Below are 17,496 nucleotides of genomic sequence, written 5' to 3'. Positions count from 1 at the left end.
CACATGCGAATCCTCGTGATAAATCCCAATACGACGGCCTCGATGACCGACAAGATCGGCAAGGCTGCGGAGTTCGTTGCATCAGTCGGAACCGAAATCATCGCCGTCAACCCGAAGGACGGTCCACCCAGCATCGAAGGCTATTTCGACGAGGTCTTCGTTGTGCCCGGCATGCTTGCCGAAATGACCAAGTCCAAGGGGATTGATGCCTATGTCATCGCCTGCTTCGACGACACCGGTCTCGATGCGGCGCGCTGTGCAACCGATGTTCCGGTGCTCGGCATCGGCGAAGCGGCATTCCATTTCGCTAGCCTGATCGCCGGCAAGTTCAGCGTTGTCACCACGCTCGCGCGTTCGGTGCCGGCGATCGAACATAACCTGGTGAAATACGGGCTGGCCTCGCGCTGCGCCAAGGTGAGAGCGTCTGATGTCGCCGTGCTCGACCTCGAACTGCCGGGTTCGGATGCCCGCCGCAAGATCTCGGACGAGATCGCCAAGGCGGTCTCCGAAGACAAGGCGGAAGCGATCGTGCTCGGCTGTGCCGGCATGACCGACTTGGCCTCTGAGCTCGCGCGCGACCATGGCGTGCCGGTGCTCGACGGCGTGGCCTGTGCGGTCAAGTTGGCCGAGAGCCTGTCCTCGCTCGGTCTCAAGACGTCCAAGGTCGGCGCCTACGCCATGCCGCTCGTCAAGCGCTACGCTGGAATCTACGCCTCGCAATCGCCCGGCATAGGCGCTTAAGGTTGGGGAGGGATTGACCGCCCGGCGCGCAATGTGAGATTCCGTGCGAAGTTCGACCGTATCCCAACAACGGCGGGCGACAACGGAGAGCTTGCCAGAAGCAATGAATATGTTGACCGCCCTTCGCCCGGAAAACGATAGCGACAAACCGGCCGCGCGCTGGTCGCCCATTTATCATGGGTTGAGGGATGCCATTGTTGGCCACCGTCTCGCTCCCGGCACGAAGCTGCCGGAGGATGAGTTGGCGGCAATCTATTCGGTCAGCCGCACAGTCATTCGCGCGGCACTGCAAGCGCTCGCGCACGACCGACTGGCCCGGCTGGAGCCCAACCGCGGCGCCTTCGTCGCCCAGCCGTCACCCAAGGAAGCGCGCGAGGTTTTTGAGGCGAGGGCGCTGATCGAGCCGAAAGTGGCTGCACTTGCGGCCGAAGTGGCCAAGCCGAAAGACGTTCTTCTCCTGCGCCGGCATCTCGAAAAGGAGCACGAGGCACTGCATGCCGGTCGCGACAGCGACGCAATCATGCTGTCGGCACGCTTCCATGTCGGTGTCGCCGAAATCGCCGACCATTCGATCCTGACTGGGTTTGTGCGCGATCTCGTTTCGCACTCCTCGCTGATCATCGCGCTCTACTGGAAGCGGCGCGACACCACCTGCGAGTGTCACGCCCACCACGCTCTGGTCGACGCAATCGAGGCCGGTGAGCCGACGACTGCGGCCGAGCTCATGAACAGCCACTTGGTTGACCTGTTGTCAGGCCTGGATCTGGCGCGAACCGGTCAGAAGCCGGAAAGCCTGTCCGATATTCTGCGCTGATTGTTTCTCGCGTTGATCCATAGTCCCGCGATGGCGGGGACGCGTGGGCGGAGTGCCCTTCGGAAAGTTGGGCTGGCTTCATCACGCGTTTGCTGTCGGGCGATTTGGCCTTGGCAGCCTTGTCGTGCTAGGGAGCGGCCTTATCTGAAGGCCACCTGAGCCCCTGCACAAATTCGAAGAACCCATGACCAAGCTCTACGCCAACGGCGCCCAAATACTCGCCGTCGCACCCATGATGGATTGGACTGACCGGTGCTGCCGCTATTTTCACAGGCAGATCACCCGGGATTCGCTGCTCTATACCGAGATGGTGGTGGCAGATGCTGTCATCCATGGGGCGCGCGAACGGCTTTTGGGTTTTGACGATTGCGAGCATCCGGTCGCCTTGCAGCTTGGCGGATCCGATCCGGTCAAGCTCGCCGAGGCCGCGCGCATCGGCGCGGATTTCGGCTACGATGAAATCAATCTCAATGTCGGCTGCCCGTCGGATCGTGTTCAGTCGGGTACCTTCGGCGCCTGCCTGATGAAGACGCCGGACCTGGTGGCGGAGGGCGTCGCGGCAATGAAGGGCGCGGTCAAGATTCCCGTCACGGTGAAGTGCCGCATTGGCGTCGACGACCAGGATCCTGAAACGGCACTCGATACGCTTGCCGACGCTGTCTTCGCGGCTGGTGCGGACGCGCTTTGGGTGCACGCCCGCAAGGCTTGGCTGGAAGGGCTGAGCCCCAAGGAAAATCGGGACATCCCGCCACTCGATTATGGCCGCGTCTATCGACTCAAAGCCAGAATGCCTCACCGCTTCATAGGCATAAACGGTGGTATTCAGACGCTGGATGAAACGCGCGCGCATCTTGAAAAGGTCGACGGCGTGATGCTCGGCCGCGCCGCCTACCACACGCCAAGCGTTCTGACTGGCGTCGATGCGATGTTGCGCAGCGAGGCGGCTGAAGACTTCGACTTCGCAGCCCTGATCGAGGTCATGGCGGATTATGCCGGCCGGCATATCGCGGCCGGTGGCCGTCTCGGCCATGTCACGCGGCACATGGTGGGGTTGTTCCATGGACTGGCAGGCGCGCGGCGTTTTCGCCAGATCCTGTCGACCGAAGCCAACAAGCCGGGGGCGGGGCCTCAAGTGCTGCGGGATGCCTTCGCCGCTGTCGACATGAGCCGCGCCAGCGAAGCGGCGTAGCACTAATCGCGCAAAATCATCCGGTCGCCGCGCACATCGAAGCCTGACAGCGAGCCGATGAAATTCATACCCAGCAAGCTCTGCTCGAGCCCCTGATCGGCGACGAGCATCGGCAGGTTCTTGCGCTCGATGGCGCCAAGCTGGACGCTGCCTGCGGTGATGCGCGCTGCGTGCGCAATGCCATTGGCGGTCGATACGGGGATGGTGAAGCTCAGGCTTGCCGCGTCGAAGCCAGCCTTGCGGGCGTCGGCAATCGTCAGCACCGTGCTGGTGGCGCCGGTGTCGACCATCGCCTGGATGGTCGCGCCGTTGATCTGCATGCGCGCTCCGAAATGCCCGTTGGGCAGCTTGTCGAGCGTGACGGTGGCGCGGCCGTCGCCATCCAGCGCCGACATCGGGCTGCCTGGTACCAGGCCGGCAGTCACGCGGCTTGCGACATCCTGCAATTCGTAGCGATACTGATAGCCGGCGACAAACACGAGCACGATCAGCACCCACAATGCGAGGCTGCGCATGGTGTCGCCCAGGCGTGTACCACGGCGCAGGATGCCAGCACCGATGACAAGGGCTAGCGCGCCGGCATAGATCAGCTGTCCGAAGCTGTCATTGTTGAGACCAAGGGTCTCGCCAGAGGAGTGGTTGAACAGCAAAAGCAGCAGTCCGCCGCCGAGCAAGGCTATGACGACCCAGTAAAGGCGGCTCATGTCTGCTGGATATCCTCAGTTGGACGCGTTTTCGCGGGCCATGCGCGAACGGCGGGTTTCACGGCGCGGCTTGCGCTCGATGGTTTCCAGACGTGCGGGCAAGGTGGCCACCACGGCACGGCGTTTCTCCGGTGTCATGCCAAGCCAGGCACCGATTTCCTCGCGCGTGCGCCCGCAGCCAAAGCAGTAGCCAGTCGTATCGTCGACCGAACACAGCATGATGCAGGGAGATTCAATGGCGGTCATCACGTCGTCCGTGGCAGCAATGCTTTGCGCCGATGTATACACTGGGCCAATCACAGATGATGTAGCCTGTGCGTCATTGCAAGCGCTTTCCCGCGACGTCACATCAACGTGCTGCCTTTCCACGAGCGCTTTGTCGCGATTGTTTTCGTGCGCTCAGGCGGCTATGCCGCGCGTGACGATGACGAACAGCAGGTAGCCCCGCATGACCAGCGCTTCCCCCTTTGATGATTTCCGCAATCTGTTTGCGCATCTGCCCGAGGGCGATGTGGCTCAGGCCGGCAAGGTGTGGGCTCTGTTTGCCAAAGCCGACAAGCCGAAAGGCTCGCTTGGTCGCATCGAAGACATCGCCGCCTGGCTGGCGCGCTGGAGCGGGCGCGCGCCGCCTTCGGTGCTCAAGCCCATGGTCGCCATCTTTGCCGGCAATCATGGCGTGGCGGCCCAGGGCGTATCGCCAAGGCCAATGGAAGCGACGGCCAGACGGGTTGAGCTGTGCGCCGCCGGTGGCGCTGCGATCAACCAGATTTGCCTCGCCAATGATCTCGGCCTGAAAGTGCTTGATCTGGCGCTGCATCTGCCGACCGCCGACATCACGCTCGAGCCCGCGCTCGACGAGCGCGGTTGTGCGGCCACCATGGCTTTTGGCATGGAGGCGATTGCCGGAGGGACCGATCTGTTTTGCATCGGCGACCTCGGTGTCGCCAACAGCACCGTTGCGGCGGCGATTTGTGCCGCATTGTTTGGCGGCAAGGGTGCGGATTGGGTCGGGCCGGGCTCGGGTGCGGATGCCGCGATGCAGGCGCGCAAGGCCGAAATGGTTGACCGCGCACTGGCTCTGCATGGTCCTCACCTCAAGGACCCGTTCGAGGTGCTGCGTCGTGTCGGCGGCCGTGAATTCGCTGCGATTGCCGGCGCCATCCTTGCTGCGCGCATGGAAAAGATTCCGGTGCTGCTCGACGGCTTTGCGACGTCCGCTGCTGCTGCAGTGCTTTATGCCGTCGATCCGGCAGCACTCGACCACTGCATGTTCTCACATGTCTCGACCGAACCCGGCCATGCCCGCCTGCTTGCAAAGCTCGGCGCAAGGCCCTTGCTGGGCCTTGGCATCGATCACGGCGAGGCTGTAGGGGCGGGGCTTGCGGCTGGTCTCGTAAAGACCGCGGCCCAGATCAGCTCGGGGATGGCAGCAGCGGTCAGCTGAAGCTAGCGGCTGCCGGCGGCGCTGCGCGGTTCCAGCTTCGGCAAGCCGTCGATGACCCGCGCGGCCGGGAAGATGGCGATGGCCTCGGTGCCTTCGCGCAGTTTCGAACGCAATTCGAATTCGCCGCCGTGGAGCGAAAGCAGGCCCTGCACGATGGGCAGTCCGAGGCCTGTGCCTTGCTCTGCGCTCTTGATGGCAATCGAGCCCTGGCCGAAAGCCGACAGCACGACCGGGATTTCCTCGGCCGGGATGCCGGGGCCATTGTCCTTGACCGAGATGTATTGGCCACCGCCGGCGGTCCAGCCGACGCGCACGCGGATTTCGCCGCCGGTGGGCGAAAACTTGATGGCGTTGGACAACAGGTTCAGCGTGACCTGGCGGATGGCGCGTTCATCGCCAAGCAGGCGTGGCAGTGCGGGCTCGAATTCTTCGACGATCCGCAAATCCTTGTTGCGCGCCTTGAGCTCCATCATGTGGCAGCAGTCCTCGACCACCGTAAGCAGCGTCAAGGGTTCCTCGTTGAGCTGGTAGCGGCCAGCTTCGATGCGCGACAGGTCGAGGATTTCGTTGATCAGATCGAGCAGATGCTGGCCTGAATCGTGGATGTCGCGGGAATACTCGCGGTAGGTCGGGCTGTTGATGGGCCCGAGCACTTCGCCAGCCATGACCTCGGAGAAGCCGAGGATGGCATTGAGCGGCGTGCGCAGCTCGTGGCTCATGGTTGCGAGGAAGCGCGACTTGGCCAGGTTGGCGTCTTCGGCGCGGCGGCGTGCCTCGTCGGACATCGACTTTGCCGTCTCCAGTTCGGCTATCAGCGCGTCCATCTCGGAACGAAACGACATCAGCATGATTGCCGACCGGTTTTTGATCTTGGCGACCTGGGAGAAGAAGGGAAGGGCTACCACCAGCAACGCGACCATGATCATGCCGAGCGGCTCGGTCAGCTTGACGCCAAAGGCCGCATAAGCGGCGATCGGAACAAGGAAGGTCGCGGTCAGCGCGCCGCGCAGCGAAGATGCAACGATCGCGGTCGCGGCCATGGCGACAAGCAGGAAAACGCCTTTGACGACGGCCAGTTGATCAGGCGCGCAGGCACCACAGGTCAATGCTGCCAGGTAAGCCCAGGCAAGGCCGGTGATGAAATGTCCGACGAGGAAGTTGCGGCGCATGGCCGAGGGCGACATTGCGGCAGGTGCTGTCTCGTCGGCGCGACGGGCAAGCAGCGCCAGGCCGCCATAACCCAAGATGGCAACGAGCGCCCAGGACAGGATGTCCCTTTCTGCACCTAGCAGCAGGCCGATACCGGCAAAGATGACGACCAACAATGGGAGCGTAGCTGAATGGGCTTTGATCGAGCCGGCATGAAGCTTCAGCAGTTCACGGTCGAAGGCTTGCCCGCCAGGCTGCTGTGCCAGCTGATCACGTGTCTTGCGCACGGCACGCGCGACATCGCTGTTGCGATGGCGTTTCCTGCGGTCCACAATGATCTTGTCCGCCGTGTTGGAGCGTTGCAACGGCATGTGATATTTCGATTTTCGCGCGCACTTACCTTAAGCCTGCACGCTACGACCGAATGATTAAGGGATTGTTTGCCATATGAGCCGTTCGTGGTCGGGCAGGCCGCGAGAGCGGAATTTTCGGCGTCCGCGCAGCCGTTGGCGCAAGATTCTGGATTATGCGCTGACCGCCGCGATACTCGGAACCCTCATCCTCGTATCGGCGCGCCTCGACAGGGTGGAGACACGCATGGCCCAGGGCACTGCTGTCATTAGTGATGGCGATTCGATCGTCTTGGGTACCGAACGCATCCGTCTGCGCGGCATCGATGCGCCGGAATATTCACAGATCTGCAGGAAGGACGGTGCCGAATATCCCTGCGGCCGCCGTTCGCGCGAGGCGCTGTCGCAACTTGTCGCCGGGCGCCAGGTGAGCTGCAATGGCTGGGAGCGCGACAAATACGGCCGCCTGCTTGGCGAGTGCAGCGTCGGCAGCATCGATCTCAACCGTGCCCAGGTCGCGGCCGGCTGGGCGATTGCCTATGGCGGCTACGAAGCCGAAGAAGCCGCCGCTCGCCGCGACCATAGGGGTTTGTGGGCAGGCGAATTCGACCGACCGCGCGACTGGCGCAACATGCATGGCGACATGATCGAAGTCGAACATGGCAGCTTCGGGCGGATACTCAATTGGCTGCGGGAAATCTTTCGATTCTCGTAGCTTGAGGGCTATAGTTGCGAGATCGCAGCAACCCAGGAGAAACAGATGAAGCTGTTTGACGGAGGCCGCGCGCCAAACCCAAGGCGCGTGCGGGTGTTCCTTGCCGAAAAGGGCATCGAGGTGCCGATGGTTTCAGTCGACATGGGCGCGATGGAGCACAAGAAAGCGGACGTCGCCACGCGCAATCCCCTGCAGCGCTTGCCGGTTCTCGAACTCGACGACGGCACCATTCTCACCGAATCCGTCGCCATCTGCCGCTATTTCGAGGAGCTTCATCCGGAACCAGCGCTGTTTGGCCGTGGGGCGCTGGGCAAGGCGCTGGTCGAGATGTGGCAGCGGCGCATCGAGTTCAACCTGTTCCAGCCGGTCAGCTTCGCATTCCGTCACATCCATCCGGCGATGAAGGAATGGGAGGTGCCGCAGGTGCCGGAATGGGGCGAAGCCAACAAGCCGAAGGTGATCGAGTTCCTGGCGCTGCTCGACAAGGAGTTCGCGACGCGCGAATTTGCCGCCGGCGACGATTTTTCCATCGCGGACATCACCGGAATGATTGCCATCGATTTCATGAAGCCGGCGCGCATCGTGGTGCCGGAGGCGTTTACGAATGTGCTGCGCTGGTACCGCGCGATTGCCGCCCGCCCGAGTGCAGCGGCCTGACCATGTCTGCCGAACTCGATCAGCTCGTTGTGGAGATCAGGGCCTGCCGCATCTGCGTTGACCAGCCATTGGGCAGGCTCTTGCCGCATGAGCCGCGGCCTGTGGTGGTGCCGTCATCACGTGCACGTATCCTCATCGCCGGGCAGGCGCCTGGAACCAAGGTGCATCTGAGTGGCGCACCGTTCACCGATGCCTCAGGCGATCGGCTGCGCGACTGGCTGGGCGTTTCTTCGCAGACTTTCTACGATCCGGAAAAGTTCGCCATCGTGCCGATGGGATTCTGCTTTCCAGGGCAGGACACGAAGGGCGGCGACCTGCCGCCACGACGGGAATGCGCGCTGGCCTGGCACGCGCGCCTGATGGCACTGATGCCCCAGGTCGATCTGGTGCTGGCGATCGGCCAATATGCGCAGCGCTGGCACATGGGCGCCGCGCGGGGCTCGTCCTTGACCGACACAGTCGCCGATTGGCGTTCGGTCTGGGCGCGCTCATCGGGCCCGCATGTGCTGCCACTGCCGCATCCGTCCTGGCGCAACACCGGCTGGATCAAACGAAATCCGTGGTTCGAAATGGAATTGCTGCCTTTTCTCAGGACGGAAATCCAGCGTCGTCTTTCCTAGGTGGTATGGAAATCGATACCGAAAATGCAGGGTGTGCGGAGAATTCCTTTCTTGTATGATGGGGTAAATCACAGGATTATGGCGAACCTTTTCTAACGGAGCCTGCATATGGACCGCCTCGACCGGAAAATCCTTCGCCTCCTCCAGGAGGACGCGACTTTGGCGGTGGCCGATGTCGCCAAGAAAGTCGGCCTGTCCACCACGCCGTGCTGGCGCCGTATCCAGAAGCTCGAGGAGGAAGGCGTCATCAAGCGGCGCGTCGCCATCCTCGATCCGGAAAAGATCAACACGCGCGTCACCGTCTTCGTGTCGATCCGCACCAATTCGCACAGCCATGAGTGGCTGCGGCGGTTTTCCGAGGTCATCCAGGAATTCCCCGAGGTCATCGAGTTCTACCGCATGAGCGGCGATGTCGATTATCTGCTGCGGGTCGTCGTGCCCGACATCGCCGCCTACGATGCCTTCTACAAGCGCCTGATCGCCAAGATCGAAATCCGCGATGTGTCGTCGGCTTTCGCCATGGAGCAGATCAAGTACACGACCGAACTGCCACTCGACTACATGACCCTCGACAAGGAAAGCGGCGCGTCGGCAGCCTGATCAGCGCTTCTTTGCATGGAGACGCTCAAGCGTCCTGGGATCGGTAAGTTCGCGCACCGCGTCCTTGCCGATCCATCTTGCTGTCCTGTCGGGCGAGGCGGCGAGCTTTTCCGACAATGCTAGCGCTGGAGCATGCAGGGCCGGCGAACGCTTGCCGACCTGGCGCAGCGCCCAGTTCACGGCCTTTTTGACGAAATTCCGCTCGTCGGTGGAATGCGCCTCGATCAGAGCCAGCCAGCCGATGAAGGTTTCATCCGGCTCCTTCTTCAGGTGCACCGCAGCGGTTGCGATCGCCGAGAAGGCAGAACGGCGGACGAATTCGCGCTCATCGGCTGCATAGGCTGCGATGGTCTCATGGGCGAGTCCGGCATCGCAGAAGAGATAGACGGCGTGGTCGACGATCTCCCAGCTGTCGAAATCGGCCGCTATGGCATCTGCTTGCGCACGTGTGACCACTTGAGGCTCATCAGTGGCAACCGCCAGGATCCGCGCCTCGCGGATGCCGGTCGCCCAAAGTGCCAGCGCGCGCTCGTGGTCCTGCTTGAGCGTCTTGGCGATCGGCCGCAGTACGGCATTGGAAATGCCGAGTGCCCGGTCGTTGCGAATGCCAAAACGGGCGATTCCGGCGCGGTCTTCCTCCGAGCCAAGCGTGCGCAGATGCGTGACAATCTCATCGACAGTGGATTCTGACGACAGCGCCACGGCGGATGGCCTTATTTCTCGAGCCGTGCGAGCAGCGAGGAGGTATCCCAGCGTTTGCCGCCTATGCCCTGCACATCCTTGTAGAACTGGTCGACAAGGGCTGTGACCGGCAGCTTGGCGCCGTTGCGGTCAGCCTCTTCGAGGCAGATGCCGAGGTCCTTGCGCATCCAGTCGACGGCGAAGCCGAAATCGTATTTGCCGGCGTTCATGGTCTTGTGGCGGTTTTCCATCTGCCAGGAGCCGGCGGCACCCTTGGAGATGACGTCGACCACTTTTTCGATGTCGAGGCCTGCCTTCTTGCCGAAGTGGATGCCCTCGGCGAGGCCCTGGACGAGGCCGGCGATGCAGATCTGGTTGATCATCTTGGTCAGCTGGCCAGCGCCGGCTGAACCCATCAGGCCGACCATGCGGGCAAAGGAATCGATCACCGGACGAGCGCGGTCGAAGGCGTCCTGTTCGCCGCCGACCATGACCGTGAGCACGCCGTTTTCAGCGCCCGCCTGGCCGCCGGACACCGGCGCGTCGAGGAAATGGAAGCCGCCGGCCTTGGCTGCGACATCGAGCTCGCGGGCTACCTCGGCCGAAGCGGTGGTGTTGTCGATGAAGATCGCACCCTTCTTCATCGAACGGAATGCGCCCTGTGCACCGATGGTGACTTCGCGCAGGTCGTCGTCATTGCCGACGCAGGCGAAGACGAAATCCTTGTCCCTGGCGGCTTCCTCAGGCGTCGGCGCAAAGGCTCCGCCATGCTGGGCGGCCCACTTTTGCGCCTTCTCCGTGGTGCGGTTGTAGACTGTCACGTCGTGACCGCCCTTGTTCTTGAGATGCCCTGCCATGGGGTAGCCCATGACGCCAAGACCAAGGAACGCGACCGATGCCATGGTTCACCCTTTCGAAGTGCAAATGTTGTGGTGCCCGAGGTCTATGACATCAGGCGGATTCGTCAAGGCGATCGTGGTTGGGCCAGGACTTGCTCAGCGATGCAGATGGCGAGTGATGCGTCGTTCGATCCAATCGACAAAATGGCGCAAGGTTTCGACCAGCGAGAGATAGAGCAGGGCCGCCCAGAGATAGGTCTGGAAGTCGAAGGTGCGTGAAAAGGCGCGGCGCGTCTCGCCCATCAGGTCGTAAACCGTGATGATGGCGACGATGGCCGAGCCCTTGATCATCAGGATGATTTCGTTGCCGTATGGCCTGAGCGCGACGATCAGAGCTTGCGGCAGGACGATCTTGTAGAGCGTCTGCAGCTTCGACAGGCCAAGTGCGGATGCGGCCTCCCACTGCCCCTTGCCGACGCTTTCAATCGCGCCGCGCAGGATTTCCGCCTGATAGGCAGCCGTGTTGAGCGCAAAGGCAAAGACGGCGCAATACCAGGCTTCGCGGAAGAAACTCCATAGGCCGATCGCCTCCAGTTGCGGCCTGAACGAACCGAAGCCGTAGTAGATCAGGAAGGTCTGGGCGAGCAGCGGCGTGCCGCGGAAGAAATAGACATAGCCGTAGGAAATTGCGTTCAGTACGCGGTTCTTCGACATGCGAGCATAGCAGATCGGCAGTGACAGGATCGCGCCCAGCACGATGGAGATCGCCACCAGCGTCAATGTCACGCGCAGTCCCGAGAGATAGGACGGCGCATATTTGGCGAAAAGGTCGGGATTCCACGCGCTGAATAGATAGGTGACAAGGCCAAGGCCTAGTGCGATCCAAAGGGCGACAAAGACCCAGCCGAAGATACGTTCACGTGACCATCCGCGAGGGGGTGCCACAGGCCTCAGTGCCTTTGCCTCACTGGTCGTGCTCATCGTTGCGCCTCCCGCTTGCCGACCCAGCGCTCAATGGCGTTGATGCCGAAGGACGAGATGATGGCCAGCACGAGATAGATCAGGCAGGAGACTCCGAAGAACAGGAATGCATGCTTGGTTGCTCGAGAGGCGATGCTGGCTTGGCGCAAGATGTCGGTCAGTCCGATTGCCGACACAAGTGCCGTGTCCTTGAGCAGGATGAGCCAGAGATTGGCCAGGCCGGGTAGGGCGATGCGCACGAGCTGCGGCAAGATCACCAGCCGCATGGTCTGACGCGGCGACAGCCCTATCGAATAGCCGCCTTCATATTGGCCGCGTGGGATGGCGCGAAAGGCAGAAAGGAAAACCTCGCTGGCGTAGGACGAGAAGACGACGCCGAGCGCGACCATGCCGGCGACGAAGCTGTTGATATCTACAGTCGTGCCAGGGCTGACAAATTGCACGATCTGCTGGATGCCGATCTGCGCGCCATAAAAAACCAGAAACAGCGTCAGCAGCTCCGGCAGGCCACGGAAGATGGTGGTGTAGATGTTGCCGGCGAGCCGCATCGACGGTTCGCTCGACTGCTTGGCGAGTGAGACCAGGAAACCGATCAGCAACCCCAGCGGCAGCGTTACCACAGCGAGCGAAACGGTGACGAGCACGCCGTAGGCGAGTGCGTTTCCCCATCCGTCGGGCCCGAAACCCAGAAGCGCCCAAACGCTTTGCATCGGTAGACTATCCCCATTGCATTCCCGCTGCGGGAATGCCGCCGCCTTCAATGACGGCTTGTTGTTGTGCCTATGTTAGACAAACGGCGGGAACTTGTCCCGCCGCCTGTTCAGTCTCGTCAGCCTCTGGTCGACTCAATCGCCATAAACGTCGAACTTGAAGTACTTGTCGTTGATTTCCTTGTACTTTCCGTTGGCGCGAATGGCTGCGATCGCCGTGGTGAACTGGTCGGCAAGCGCGGTTTCGCCCTTGCGGACGCCGACGCCGGCACCTTCGCCATGGATTTCAGGCATGTTGGGGATCGTACCTACGATCTTGCAGCAGGCGCCATCCGGAGTGTCGAGCCAACCCTGGATGGACACGAGGTCATCGCTGACTGCGTCGACGCGGCCATTGATGATGTCCAGCTTGTACTCTTCCGCGCTCGGATAGGACTTGACCGTGCTGTCTGTGAAGACCTTCTCGGCGTAGTTGTAGTGGATGGTCGAGCCCTGAACGCCAATGGTCTTGCCAGCGAGGTCGGCCTTGGTCACGCCCTTGATGTCGGTGTCCTTGGGAGCAGCGATCACGGCAGGGGTGTTGATGTACTTCTTGGAGAAGTCGATCTTCTGCTTGCGCTCAGGCGTGATCGACATCTGCGCGATGATGGCGTCGAACTTGCCGGCCTGAAGTGCCGGAATCATGCCGTCCCACTCCTGGGCGACGATCTCGCACTTCACCTTCATCTCGTCGCAAAGCGCGTTGGCGATGTCGACGTCAAAGCCCACAAGCTTACCGTCGGGGGTCAGATTGTTGTAGGGAGGGTAGGCGCCTTCGGTGGCGATCGTGAGTTTCTTTTCTTGCGCCTGTGCCATGCCGATGGTCAGCGCAAGCGCTGCCGACGCAGCCAAAGCGATCTTGGAAATACGCATCATGTTCCTCTCTGTTACCATCCGGCCGGTTCCTGTCCATTGCGGCCGTTGGGCGGGTGATCTCCGCCAGTAGCGGCGATACTCCCACTGTTTTCAGTTAAAAATCAATCGTGAAAAGGGCTTTTGCGACATGGACTCCAGCTGCTCATGATGACGCAGCGTCACTGTCCCTTCAGGCCGGATCGAATTTCGACAAAGTCGGCAATAGCCTTGATGTCGTCGATGCCGAACACCGGCACCTGCTCGTCGTCGGCTGGATGATCGGAAGCGATGGCAACGATCGCGGGGTCTTTCGTGGTCAGCGGCGATCGGTCCTTGGCCTCCAGACGGCGCGCCTCGATCTTGAGATGGTTTTCGCGCTTGTAGCCTTCGACCAGCACCAGGTCGCAAGGCGCGAGCCGCGCCAAAACCTGGTCCAGTGTCGGCTCGTCTTCACCACGCAGCTCGTGCATCAACGCCCAGCGGCGGCCCGACACGATGGCGACTTCGGTCGCACCGGCCTCGCGATGACGAAAGCTGTCGGCGCCTGGCTTGTCGATGTCGAAATCGTGGTGGGCGTGCTTGATGGTCGAGACCTTCCAGCCGCGCCCGACGAGCTCCGTCACCAGCCGCTCGGTCAAGGTCGTCTTGCCGGAGTTCTTCCAGCCGGTGATGCCAAAAACACGATGCGCCATCAATTGGCTCCGCCCAAAAGGCTCTCGGCCTCGGCGAGGTCTTCAGGCGTGTTGATGTTGAAGAACGGGTCGACACTCCTTGCGCCGCGCTGCACGGCTTCAAAATCCACCACGTCTAGGCCTGCCTGCTCGATGAACGTCATGACCCTGCGGGTATCGCCGCTTTCCAGAAAGGCTGCAAGCGCATCGCGAAGCGAAACCGGCCACAGCGCAAAGGTCGGATGCACGCGCCCGTTCGAGGCCGCAACGGTGATCCGGCCTCCAACAGCGCGCGCTGCCAGTTGCCGGGCAAAATTATCCGGGAAGAATGGTGTGTCGCCGGCAACGCTGAGGAGGTGAGTCACGCCGTGCTTGCCGACAGCCCATTCCAGCCCGGCAAGAATTCCCGCAAGCGGTCCCTGATAGCCGGCGATTGTATCGGCAATGATTTCAACGCCCAAGCCAGCAAACTGAGACGGATCGGCGTTGGTATTGATGACGACAGGAGATGCCTGCGGCTGCAGCCGGTCGAGCACCTGGCGGATCAAAGGGCGCCCGTTGAGCGGCAGCAGCGTCTTGTCGGTGCCGCCCATCCGGCTCGAACGGCCGCCGGCAAGGATCAGGCCTGCGATCTCAGTCGCCATGACTACACCCCGTCGGGCGCCATGGAGGCGCTTGTGCTCTCGGCTGCCGGCCGGCCTTTGCCGACGACGCGCTCGCGATAGAGCGAATAAAGACCTGACGCGACGATGACCGCCGCACCTGCCATCATCGCGAAATCAGGGACATCGCCGAAGACCACGATGCTGAGCGTGATCGCCCATATCAGGGCAGTATAGCGGAACGGCGCGATGAAGGAGATTTCACCTTCGCGCATCGCCATGATGACGAACTGATAGCCGAAGAGAACCAGCACCGCCGCACCTGCGAGGAACAAGACGAGGTCGAATGTCATCGGCACCCAGCCGCCGAAGGGCACGATCGTCAGCGCCCCGGTGACGGTGATGATGATGGTGGTGACGGTCGACACGAACAGGGATGGGACGTGACTGGGGATCTTGCGCGTCGCAAGGTCGCGCACCGCGCAAAAGGCAACCGAGAGCAGCGCCAGGATCGAAAAGGCGTTGAAGCCGTCGAAGCCGGGACGCACGATGATCAGCACGCCGCCGAAGCCGGCTGCGATCGCGACCCAGCGGCGCCAGCCGACGCTCTCGCCCAGAAACAGTGCCGCCCCCATGGTCACGCCCAGCGGCAGTGCCTGGAGCACGGCGGAAATGTTGGCCAGCGGCAAATGCGGCAGGGCAGCGAGAAAACACACCGTCCCGCCGACTTCGCCGACAAGGCGCAAAAACACCATGTGATGCCAGTACTGGCGGAACCCCCGGAGCGCGCCCTGCTGCCACGCCAGCAGGCTGATCAGCGTGGTCGCAAACAGTCCGCGCACGAGCATCAGCTGGCCCGGATTGATCGTCTGGGAAGCGAGCTTGCTCAGCGTGTCGTTGAAGGTGAAGGCGGCCATCGCGACGACCATGAACATAGCGCCGCGAATATTCGAGGAAAGTGGCAATTGAGCTTTCCGTTGCTGCTGTTGCCTACGGCTTTAGCATCGGTGCGCGAAACAGCAATGGCAAACGCATGGACCAGGCAGCATTCGGCCTATGGGCCGTTGAGGCTTTCGGCGATAGCGCTGACCAACGGGTCGTATTTCGCCTTGGTCGACGCAGGGTACTTGAGCAGGAACGCGTGAATGACTCCGCCGCTGCCGAACTCGAGGCGGTGGTAGAAGATGTTGGGCCCTTCATGGCCCGACAATACAACCCAATCCCTGCCCACCTTGCGGTAGCTGACATCCACTCCCTTGGAGCTGAAATCGGCAAGCTGTTCAGGCGTCTGTTCGAGCGCGTTGATGGAGCCGTAGACAGCAAGGCTCCCGCAGTCAGGTGCCAGCCACAGCAGGCCGTCGCCATTGGCCGGTTCCTCGGCATGGCTGGTGAAGATTTCGTCGGGAAACGTCACCGACGTTCCGAACTGGGCATTGGTGTAGGTGAAGGGCTTGGCGGAGACGGGACTTGAGATTGCCAAGGCAAGCGCGCATGCCGACAGCGTCGTTGCCACCTTGCGGATCATGCGGTTCCCTCTTCGAGAAACGCGCCTGTCAGCCGCCAGTCACGCTCATATGACGAGAGACGGACGGACGATTGGTGCGGCGATCGATGATGAAGTCGTGGCCCTTGGGTTTACGCCCGATTGCCTCGTCGATGGCGTTCGACAACAGTTCGTTGCCCTCGGAGGTCCTGAGCGGCGCCCTGAGGTCGGCGGCGTCTTCCTGGCCGAGGCACATATAGAGCGTGCCGGTGCAGGTCAGCCGCACCCGATTGCAGCTTTCGCAGAAATTATGCGTCATCGGCGTGATGAAGCCGAGCCGCCCGCCGGTTTCGGCGACTTCGACATAACGCGCAGGACCGCCTGTCTTGAACGGGATGTCGGTCAACGTGAACTGCCGTTCGAGATTGGCCCTCAGCAGTGACAAAGGCATGTATTGATCGGTGCGGTCGGCATCGATCTCGCCCATAGGCATGGTCTCGATGACGGTCAGGTCCATGCCACGGCCATTGGCCCAACGCAGCATGTCCGGGATCTCGGCGTCGTTGAAGCCCTTGAGCGCCACTGCATTGAGCTTGATGTGCAGGCCGGCCGCCTGTGCGGCGTCGATGCCTTCCATCACTTTGGAGAGGTGGCCCCAGCGCGTGATGGCGTGGAACTTGTCGGGATCGAGCGTATCGAGCGAGACATTGATGCGCTTGACGCCGCAATCGGCGAGTTCCTGGGCAAAGCGCGACAGTTGCGAGCCGTTGGTGGTCAGCGTCAGTTCCTCCAGCGCGCCGCTATCGAGATGACGCGACAACTGGCGGATGAGGTGCATGACGTTCTTGCGCACCAGCGGTTCGCCACCGGTCAGGCGCAGTTTCTTGACGCCCTTTTCGATGAAGACGGTGCAGAGCCGGTCGAGCTCTTCGAGCGAGAGCAGGTCCTTTTTGGGCAAGAAGGCCATGTCTTCGGCCATGCAATAGGTGCAGCGGAAATCGCAGCGGTCGGTCACCGACACGCGCAGATAACTGATCGAGCGACCGAAAGGATCGATCATATCCATGGTCTGCGCTTCCGTTTCCCGTTTTGCGGCATCTTGTGCAGCGCCTGCATACTACGGCTATGTTGTACGCTTGAGCCTGTCAATCAAGATGAAAGTTTCTTGCCCTGGGGTGGAGTCGCTCGCTTTGTCGGTTCGGCGCGGCGGATAGTGCTTTTCGCAGCGTTCGAAGCGCAGTAGTGAAAGGCAGTTCAAATTTGCAGGACGGATCATGACGGCACCGAAAGAACTGAGGGTCTCCAAGGACCGCAAGCTGTTGACGGTGACCTTTCCCGACCATCGCCCCTCCGAGCTGCCAGCCGAGTTGCTGCGTGTGCTTTCGCCCTCGGCCGAGGTGCAAGGCCACTCACCGGAACAGCGCGTGACGGTTCCGGGCAAGAAAGAGGTTACGATCCTCAAGGTCGAGCCGGTGGGCAATTACGCCGTGCGTATCACCTTCGACGATTTCCACGACACCGGCATCTTCACCTGGAATTACCTGCACACGCTTAGCCACGAGAAGGACAAGCGCTGGCAGGAATATCTCGGCGAGCTGGCGCAAAAAGGGCTGAGCCGCGAGCGGTAACTGTCTTCGGCGGTTCAAATTGGC

General features: G+C 61.7%; 22 protein-coding genes. 9 read left to right on the top strand and 13 right to left on the bottom strand.

Annotated features, from left to right (window positions below; genetic code table 11):
- Positions 1–3: 3 nt before the first annotated feature.
- From AC1DLV_RS28040 to dusA, 3 genes are all read left to right on the top strand, one after another.
- Positions 4–741, top strand: coding sequence for an aspartate/glutamate racemase family protein (locus AC1DLV_RS28040; RefSeq protein ID WP_476803309.1), 738 nt, complete (start codon positions 4–6; stop codon positions 739–741).
- Between the two features lie 109 nt (positions 742–850).
- Entirely contained in the window at positions 851–1,555 is a 705-nt protein-coding gene (locus tag AC1DLV_RS28035; protein ID WP_476803308.1) for a GntR family transcriptional regulator, read from the top strand.
- 184 nt (positions 1,556–1,739) lie between these two features.
- Entirely contained in the window at positions 1,740–2,744 is a 1,005-nt protein-coding gene (dusA, locus tag AC1DLV_RS28030; protein ID WP_476803307.1) for a tRNA dihydrouridine(20/20a) synthase DusA, read from the top strand.
- A 2-nt stretch (positions 2,745–2,746) separates the two neighbouring features.
- Here dusA and AC1DLV_RS28025 read toward each other — a convergent pair whose 3' ends face one another.
- Positions 2,747–3,448, bottom strand: a complete 702-nt coding sequence (locus AC1DLV_RS28025; protein ID WP_476803306.1) for a TIGR02281 family clan AA aspartic protease — start codon at positions 3,446–3,448, stop codon at positions 2,747–2,749.
- A 15-nt stretch (positions 3,449–3,463) separates the two neighbouring features.
- Entirely contained in the window at positions 3,464–3,694 is a 231-nt protein-coding gene (locus AC1DLV_RS28020) for a DUF1289 domain-containing protein (protein ID WP_476803305.1), read from the bottom strand.
- Between the two features lie 202 nt (positions 3,695–3,896).
- On the opposite strand from AC1DLV_RS28020, the gene AC1DLV_RS28015 reads away from it, so the two are divergent.
- The gene (locus AC1DLV_RS28015) at positions 3,897–4,892 is read left to right on the top strand and encodes a nicotinate-nucleotide--dimethylbenzimidazole phosphoribosyltransferase (protein ID WP_476803304.1); all 996 of its coding nucleotides are present in this window, start codon (positions 3,897–3,899) and stop codon (positions 4,890–4,892) included.
- 2 nt (positions 4,893–4,894) lie between these two features.
- Here AC1DLV_RS28015 and AC1DLV_RS28010 read toward each other — a convergent pair whose 3' ends face one another.
- Positions 4,895–6,412 carry a sensor histidine kinase gene (locus tag AC1DLV_RS28010; protein WP_476803303.1) on the bottom strand — a complete coding sequence of 506 codons (1,518 nt, stop codon included), beginning with the start codon at positions 6,410–6,412 and terminating at the stop codon, positions 4,895–4,897.
- A gap of 226 nt (positions 6,413–6,638) precedes the next feature.
- Here AC1DLV_RS28010 and AC1DLV_RS28005 point away from each other — a divergent pair, with 226 nt between their 5' ends.
- The 4 genes from AC1DLV_RS28005 to AC1DLV_RS27990 all read left to right on the top strand — a co-directional run bounded on the left by AC1DLV_RS28005 (position 6,639) and on the right by AC1DLV_RS27990 (position 8,983).
- On the top strand, positions 6,639–7,106 hold the full coding sequence (locus AC1DLV_RS28005) for a thermonuclease family protein (RefSeq protein ID WP_476803302.1): 468 nt from the start codon (positions 6,639–6,641) through the stop codon (positions 7,104–7,106).
- Positions 7,107–7,151: 45 nt separating this feature from the next.
- The gene (locus AC1DLV_RS28000; RefSeq protein ID WP_476803301.1) at positions 7,152–7,763 is read left to right on the top strand and encodes a glutathione S-transferase; all 612 of its coding nucleotides are present in this window, start codon (positions 7,152–7,154) and stop codon (positions 7,761–7,763) included.
- 2 nt (positions 7,764–7,765) lie between these two features.
- Positions 7,766–8,383: a uracil-DNA glycosylase family protein gene (locus tag AC1DLV_RS27995; RefSeq protein ID WP_476803300.1), complete on the top strand. Its 618-nt coding sequence runs from the start codon at positions 7,766–7,768 to the stop codon at positions 8,381–8,383.
- Between the two features lie 108 nt (positions 8,384–8,491).
- On the top strand, positions 8,492–8,983 hold the full coding sequence (locus tag AC1DLV_RS27990; RefSeq protein WP_476782515.1) for an Lrp/AsnC family transcriptional regulator: 492 nt from the start codon (positions 8,492–8,494) through the stop codon (positions 8,981–8,983).
- Here AC1DLV_RS27990 and AC1DLV_RS27985 read toward each other — a convergent pair whose 3' ends face one another.
- The 10 genes from AC1DLV_RS27985 to moaA all read right to left on the bottom strand — a co-directional run bounded on the left by AC1DLV_RS27985 (position 8,984) and on the right by moaA (position 16,910).
- A complete protein-coding gene (locus AC1DLV_RS27985; RefSeq protein WP_476803299.1) occupies positions 8,984–9,685 on the bottom strand; it encodes a DNA alkylation repair protein in 702 nt (233 codons plus the stop codon).
- Positions 9,686–9,696: 11 nt separating this feature from the next.
- The gene (locus tag AC1DLV_RS27980) at positions 9,697–10,566 is read right to left on the bottom strand and encodes an NAD(P)-dependent oxidoreductase (RefSeq protein WP_476803298.1); all 870 of its coding nucleotides are present in this window, start codon (positions 10,564–10,566) and stop codon (positions 9,697–9,699) included.
- 93 nt (positions 10,567–10,659) lie between these two features.
- On the bottom strand, positions 10,660–11,484 hold the full coding sequence (locus tag AC1DLV_RS27975; protein ID WP_476803297.1) for an ABC transporter permease: 825 nt from the start codon (positions 11,482–11,484) through the stop codon (positions 10,660–10,662).
- Positions 11,481–12,194 (bottom strand): ABC transporter permease, encoded by a 714-nt coding sequence (locus AC1DLV_RS27970; protein WP_476836310.1) that lies wholly within the window; start codon positions 12,192–12,194, stop codon positions 11,481–11,483. Before AC1DLV_RS27970 ends, AC1DLV_RS27975 begins: the two co-directional genes overlap by 4 nt.
- A gap of 135 nt (positions 12,195–12,329) precedes the next feature.
- The gene (locus tag AC1DLV_RS27965) at positions 12,330–13,106 is read right to left on the bottom strand and encodes an ABC transporter substrate-binding protein (protein ID WP_476787614.1); all 777 of its coding nucleotides are present in this window, start codon (positions 13,104–13,106) and stop codon (positions 12,330–12,332) included.
- Positions 13,107–13,267: 161 nt separating this feature from the next.
- A complete protein-coding gene (mobB, locus tag AC1DLV_RS27960; RefSeq protein ID WP_476803295.1) occupies positions 13,268–13,780 on the bottom strand; it encodes a molybdopterin-guanine dinucleotide biosynthesis protein B in 513 nt (170 codons plus the stop codon).
- The gene (gene mobA / locus AC1DLV_RS27955; protein WP_476803294.1) at positions 13,780–14,403 is read right to left on the bottom strand and encodes a molybdenum cofactor guanylyltransferase MobA; all 624 of its coding nucleotides are present in this window, start codon (positions 14,401–14,403) and stop codon (positions 13,780–13,782) included. Before mobA ends, mobB begins: the two co-directional genes overlap by 1 nt.
- A 2-nt stretch (positions 14,404–14,405) precedes the next feature.
- The gene (locus AC1DLV_RS27950; protein ID WP_476803293.1) at positions 14,406–15,326 is read right to left on the bottom strand and encodes a DMT family transporter; all 921 of its coding nucleotides are present in this window, start codon (positions 15,324–15,326) and stop codon (positions 14,406–14,408) included.
- 89 nt (positions 15,327–15,415) lie between these two features.
- Entirely contained in the window at positions 15,416–15,886 is a 471-nt protein-coding gene (locus AC1DLV_RS27945; protein WP_476803292.1) for a hypothetical protein, read from the bottom strand.
- A 28-nt stretch (positions 15,887–15,914) separates the two neighbouring features.
- Complete coding sequence (gene moaA, locus AC1DLV_RS27940; protein WP_476803291.1) at positions 15,915–16,910, bottom strand: GTP 3',8-cyclase MoaA; 996 nt, start codon at positions 16,908–16,910, stop codon at positions 15,915–15,917.
- Between the two features lie 208 nt (positions 16,911–17,118).
- Between moaA and AC1DLV_RS27935 the strand changes: the two genes are divergently transcribed.
- A complete protein-coding gene (locus AC1DLV_RS27935; RefSeq protein WP_476803290.1) occupies positions 17,119–17,472 on the top strand; it encodes a gamma-butyrobetaine hydroxylase family protein in 354 nt (117 codons plus the stop codon).
- The last annotated feature ends 24 nt before the right edge of the window (positions 17,473–17,496 follow it).

The organism is Aminobacter sp. 01T433 (assembly GCF_056398585.1).
The sequence above is the reverse complement of the archived record's forward strand: the minus strand, read 5'-3'. Positions and strand labels throughout refer to the sequence as shown.

Coding starts and splice junctions, on each gene's coding strand:
- AC1DLV_RS28040 (WP_476803309.1), top strand. CDS start 4: ATGCGAATCCTCGTGATAAATCCCAATACGACGGCCTCGATGACCGAC.
- AC1DLV_RS28035 (WP_476803308.1), top strand. CDS start 851: ATGTTGACCGCCCTTCGCCCGGAAAACGATAGCGACAAACCGGCCGCG.
- dusA (WP_476803307.1), top strand. CDS start 1,740: ATGACCAAGCTCTACGCCAACGGCGCCCAAATACTCGCCGTCGCACCC.
- AC1DLV_RS28025 (WP_476803306.1), bottom strand. CDS start 3,448: ATGAGCCGCCTTTACTGGGTCGTCATAGCCTTGCTCGGCGGCGGACTG.
- AC1DLV_RS28020 (WP_476803305.1), bottom strand. CDS start 3,694: ATGACCGCCATTGAATCTCCCTGCATCATGCTGTGTTCGGTCGACGAT.
- AC1DLV_RS28015 (WP_476803304.1), top strand. CDS start 3,897: ATGACCAGCGCTTCCCCCTTTGATGATTTCCGCAATCTGTTTGCGCAT.
- AC1DLV_RS28010 (WP_476803303.1), bottom strand. CDS start 6,412: ATGCCGTTGCAACGCTCCAACACGGCGGACAAGATCATTGTGGACCGC.
- AC1DLV_RS28005 (WP_476803302.1), top strand. CDS start 6,639: ATGGCCCAGGGCACTGCTGTCATTAGTGATGGCGATTCGATCGTCTTG.
- AC1DLV_RS28000 (WP_476803301.1), top strand. CDS start 7,152: ATGAAGCTGTTTGACGGAGGCCGCGCGCCAAACCCAAGGCGCGTGCGG.
- AC1DLV_RS27995 (WP_476803300.1), top strand. CDS start 7,766: ATGTCTGCCGAACTCGATCAGCTCGTTGTGGAGATCAGGGCCTGCCGC.
- AC1DLV_RS27990 (WP_476782515.1), top strand. CDS start 8,492: ATGGACCGCCTCGACCGGAAAATCCTTCGCCTCCTCCAGGAGGACGCG.
- AC1DLV_RS27980 (WP_476803298.1), bottom strand. CDS start 10,566: ATGGCATCGGTCGCGTTCCTTGGTCTTGGCGTCATGGGCTACCCCATG.
- AC1DLV_RS27975 (WP_476803297.1), bottom strand. CDS start 11,484: ATGAGCACGACCAGTGAGGCAAAGGCACTGAGGCCTGTGGCACCCCCT.
- AC1DLV_RS27970 (WP_476836310.1), bottom strand. CDS start 12,194: ATGCAAAGCGTTTGGGCGCTTCTGGGTTTCGGGCCCGACGGATGGGGA.
- AC1DLV_RS27965 (WP_476787614.1), bottom strand. CDS start 13,106: ATGCGTATTTCCAAGATCGCTTTGGCTGCGTCGGCAGCGCTTGCGCTG.
- mobB (WP_476803295.1), bottom strand. CDS start 13,780: ATGGCGCATCGTGTTTTTGGCATCACCGGCTGGAAGAACTCCGGCAAG.
- mobA (WP_476803294.1), bottom strand. CDS start 14,403: ATGGCGACTGAGATCGCAGGCCTGATCCTTGCCGGCGGCCGTTCGAGC.
- AC1DLV_RS27945 (WP_476803292.1), bottom strand. CDS start 15,886: ATGATCCGCAAGGTGGCAACGACGCTGTCGGCATGCGCGCTTGCCTTG.
- moaA (WP_476803291.1), bottom strand. CDS start 16,910: ATGGATATGATCGATCCTTTCGGTCGCTCGATCAGTTATCTGCGCGTG.
- AC1DLV_RS27935 (WP_476803290.1), top strand. CDS start 17,119: ATGACGGCACCGAAAGAACTGAGGGTCTCCAAGGACCGCAAGCTGTTG.